We start from the raw sequence: 4,098 nt of genomic DNA, 5'->3' as shown, positions 1-4,098 counted from the left end.
CTTTGCAACAGTCCCGTTCCGCAGATGCATCAGCAACGCAAATCCACTGTGGGAGCGAGCTTGCTCGCGATAGGGGCGGGTCAGACAACATCAATGGTGAATGTTCCGACGCCATCGCGAGCAAGCTCGCTCCCACAGGTTTTTGCGGTGTTCACTTAATAGTCGAAGAACACCGTCTCGGCATCGGTACCCTGCAAAATCACGTTCCACTGGTACACGCCCAACGCATCCTGCTTCGCCATCAGCGTATTACGACGCTCGGCCGGCACGCACTCCAGCAATGGATCGTCGACGTTGGCGGCTTCGCCATCAAAGTAAATCCGCGTCAGCAAGTGCTTCACCAGGCCACGGGCAAACACCAGCACCACCAGGTGCGGTGCCTGGGTCGTGCCTTTCAAACCTTCAACCGTGCCCGGCTTGATCGTGGTGAAGCGAAAACGCCCTTCGGCATCCACCGGCACCCGGCCAAAACCTTCGAAGTTCGGGTCCAGGGGTTTGTCCTGGTCATCTTCCGGGTGATCGTATTTGCCGGCGGCGTTGGCCTGCCAGACTTCCAGCATTGCGTCGTTGACGACATCACCGTTGCCATCGACCACTTGCCCGGTGATCGCCACGCGCTCGCCCAGGGTTTGTTCGACGGCCAGGTTTTCGCGGTTCAGCCAGGTCAGGCCGATGTGGTAGTACGGCCCGACGGTGTGGGACGTGGTCGCAGTCAGCGTCATCTTATTTCTCCATCGGCGTGGCGTCGCGGCCGCGCAAAACGATGTCCCAGCGATAACCGAGGGCATAGGAAGGGATGGTTTTTTCCAGATCGAACGTGGCGATCAAGCGCTCTTTGGCGCCGGTATCGGGCACGCAGTTGTAGATCGGGTCGTAGGCCAGCAACGGGTCGCCCGGGAAATACATTTGCGTCACCAGCCGCGTCAGGATGCTCGGTCCGAACAGAGAGAAATGGATGTGCGCCGGGCGCCAGGCGTTGTGGTGGTTACCCCATGGATAGGCGCCGGGCTTGATGGTCTGGAACTGATACCAGCCATCGGCGTCGGTCACGGTGCGGCCGGTGCCGGTGAAGTTAGGGTCCAGCGGCGCGTCGTGCAGGTCGCGAGCATGGGCGTAGCGACCGGCGGCGTTGGCCTGCCAGATCTCCACCAGAATCCCCGGCACCGGCAGACCGTTCTCATCCAGCACACGGCCGTGGATGATGATGCGCTCACCCTGTGGTTGCCCTTCATGCTGGGCAGTCAGGTCGTTGTCCTTCTCGTTGACGCACTCGGCGCCGATGGTCGGCCCGGTGATTTCCGACAACGAATGGGGCAGAAACACCAACGGCTTGGACGGCGAGCGCAGGTTGGTGGATTGATAGGTCGGGTGCAGGTATTCCGGCTGAGTGCCCGCCTGCGGGCGACGGTATCCAGGCTTGTCAGTCATTACACTTTCCTCAGTTCTTATTAGCCGACGGGGCGTGTCAGACACGTTCGATCGCCAAGGCCAGACCCTGGCCGACGCCGACGCACATGGTCGCCAGGCCTTTCTTGCCACCGGTTTTTTCCAGCTGATGCAACGCGGTCAACACTAGTCGCGCACCGCTCATGCCCAACGGATGACCCAAGGCAATCGCGCCACCGTTGGGGTTGACCTGGGCCGCATCGTCGGCGATCCCCAGTTCACGCAGCACCGCCAAACCCTGGCTGGCGAAGGCTTCGTTGAGTTCGATCACGTCGAAATCGCTGACCGCCACACCGAGGCGTTCGGTCAGTTTACGCACCGCAGGCACCGGGCCAATGCCCATCACCCGCGGCGCAACACCGGCGCTGGCCATGCCCAGCACTTTGGCGCGGGCGGTCAGGCCGTGTTTCTTCACGGCTTCGGCCGAGGCCAGGATCAACGCTGCCGCGCCATCGTTTACTCCGGAGGCGTTGCCGGCGGTGACAGTTTTGTCGGGGCCGTTGACCGGTTTGAGTTTGGTCAGGGCTTCCAGGGTGGCGTCGGCGCGAGGATGCTCGTCCTGGCTGACCACGGTTTCACCCTTCTTGTGGGCAATGCGCACTTCGACGATTTCTTCGGCGAAGAACCCGGCAGCTTGCGCGGCGGCCGTGCGTTGCTGACTGCGCAGTGCGAAAGCGTCCTGATCTTCGCGGGAAACTTCGTAGTCATCGGCTACGTTATCAGCGGTCTGCGGCATCGCGTCCACGCCGTACTGGGCTTTCATCAATGGGTTGATAAAACGCCAGCCAATGGTGGTGTCTTCCAGCTTCATGTTGCGCGAGAACGCGGCATCAGCTTTACCCATCACGAACGGCGCACGGGACATCGACTCGACGCCACCGGCAATCGCCAGCTCCATCTCGCCGCTGGCGATGGCACGGAACGCGGTGCCGATGGCGTCCATACCCGAAGCGCAAAGACGATTGAGGGTCACACCAGGAATGCTTTCCGGCAGGCCCGCCAGCAGCAGCGCCATGCGCGCGACGTTGCGGTTGTCTTCCCCGGCCTGGTTGGCGCAGCCGAGGAACACCTCGTCCACGGCGCTCCAGTCCACCGACGGGTTGCGTTCCATCAAGGCTTTGATCGGCACGGCAGCCAGATCGTCAGCCCGCACCGTCGACAGACCACCGCCGAAACGGCCGATGGGGGTACGAATCGCGTCGCAGATATAAACGTCACGCATCAGGCTTCTCCGGGGGCTTGGCCGTGGGCGGCGGCGGTGCGGGCTTCAAGATCGCGCAGCGCGGTCAATTCCACGATGGTTGGCTCCGCGGTGGTCGCAACACTGTCGGCAAAGCGAATCGGCCAACCGGTGGCGGCGACCACTTGCTCGCGGGTCACGCCCGGATGCAGTGCGGTGACCACGAACTCGTGGGTACCCTCCTCCGGCTCCATGGTGCACAGGTCAGTGATGATGCCGACCGGACCGGCGCCTGGCAGACCGAGACGCTTGCGTGAATCGCCGCCCTCGCCATGGCCGACCGAGGTAATGAAGTCGAGTTTGTCAACAAAGGAGCGCGACGATTGCTTGAGGATAATCAGTACGCTCTTGGCGGAACCGGCAATCTCCGGCGCGCCACCGGCACCCGGCAGACGCACTTTCGGCGCGTGGTAATCGCCGACTACGGTGGTGTTGATGTTGCCGAAACGGTCGACCTGCGCTGCGCCGAGGAAGCCGACGTCGATGCGCCCGCCCTGCAGCCAGTAACGGAATATCTCGCCGGTGGGGACCACGGTGTCGGCGGTTTCCGCCAGTTCACCGTCGCCGATCGACAACGGCAGTACGCTCGGCTTGGCACCGATCGGACCCGATTCGTAGATCAGCACGACATCAGGCGAGGAAGTCAGGCGCGCCAGGTTGGCCGCTTTCGACGGCAGGCCRATGCCGACGAAGCACACCGAACCGTTCTTCAGACGGCGAGCGGCGGCGACGGTCATCATTTCATTGGTGGTGTAAGTCATTACTTCGCCTCCGAAGCGGCGGCCAGTTTGGCCTGGAACTCGCTGAAGTCAGCGCTGCCGTGGATGTACTCATTGATCCACGCGGTGAAGGTTTCACGGTCGCGGGCAATCGGGTCCCAGGCCTGGTAGAAACGGTTGTCGCGCTCGTTGTAGCCGTGGGCGTAGGACGGGTGCGCGCCGCCAGGCACGTGGCAAACAGCGCTCAAGGCCCAGGTTGGCAATACACAGGAATTCATCGGTGCATTGAGGTCGTCGACGATTTCCTCAACGGTGACGATGCAGCGCTTTGCCGCCAGCGCGGCTTCTTTCTGCACACCGAGAATGCCCCAGAGCAGCACGTTGCCCTTGCGGTCGGCTTTCTGTGCGTGAATCACGGTAATGTCCGGACGTACCGAAGGCACGGCGGCCAACACTTCGCCAGTGAACGGGCAGGTGACGGATTTGATCAGCGGGTTGACCTTCGGCAAGTCGGAACCGGCGTAGGCACGCAATACCGCGAATGGCAGGCCGGAAGCGCCGGCAACGTAGGCATTGGCCAGGTCGGCGTGGCTGTGCTCTTCGATTTCCAGCGGGTGCGGCCACTGCTTCTCAACGGCGTCACGCAGGCGATGCAGGGAGCCGACACCCGGGTTACCGCCCCAGGAGAAAATC

5 protein-coding genes are annotated in these 4,098 nt (G+C 62.5%); all 5 read right to left on the bottom strand.

Going from position 1 to position 4,098, the window contains the following annotated elements; translation table 11 throughout:
- Positions 1–155: 155 nt before the first annotated feature.
- Positions 156–722, bottom strand: a complete 567-nt coding sequence (pcaG, locus tag ACXRVY_RS19105; RefSeq protein ID WP_223463900.1) for a protocatechuate 3,4-dioxygenase subunit alpha — start codon at positions 720–722, stop codon at positions 156–158.
- A gap of 1 nt (position 723) precedes the next feature.
- Entirely contained in the window at positions 724–1,428 is a 705-nt protein-coding gene (gene pcaH / locus ACXRVY_RS19100; protein ID WP_223463901.1) for a protocatechuate 3,4-dioxygenase subunit beta, read from the bottom strand.
- A gap of 37 nt (positions 1,429–1,465) precedes the next feature.
- Complete coding sequence (gene pcaF, locus ACXRVY_RS19095) at positions 1,466–2,671, bottom strand: 3-oxoadipyl-CoA thiolase (protein ID WP_457266126.1); 1,206 nt, start codon at positions 2,669–2,671, stop codon at positions 1,466–1,468.
- On the bottom strand, positions 2,668–3,447 hold the full coding sequence (locus ACXRVY_RS19090; protein ID WP_223463902.1) for a CoA-transferase subunit beta: 780 nt from the start codon (positions 3,445–3,447) through the stop codon (positions 2,668–2,670). Before ACXRVY_RS19090 ends, pcaF begins: the two co-directional genes overlap by 4 nt.
- Positions 3,447–4,098: CoA transferase subunit A (locus ACXRVY_RS19085; RefSeq protein WP_458237989.1), on the bottom strand; the 652-nt coding region annotated here is incomplete at its 5' end. The genes ACXRVY_RS19090 and ACXRVY_RS19085, both read right to left, overlap by 1 nt.

This window comes from Pseudomonas sp. P5_A2_2 (assembly GCF_054177685.1).
Note: the sequence above shows the minus strand (reverse complement) of the source record. Positions and strands in the feature narration are given on the sequence as shown.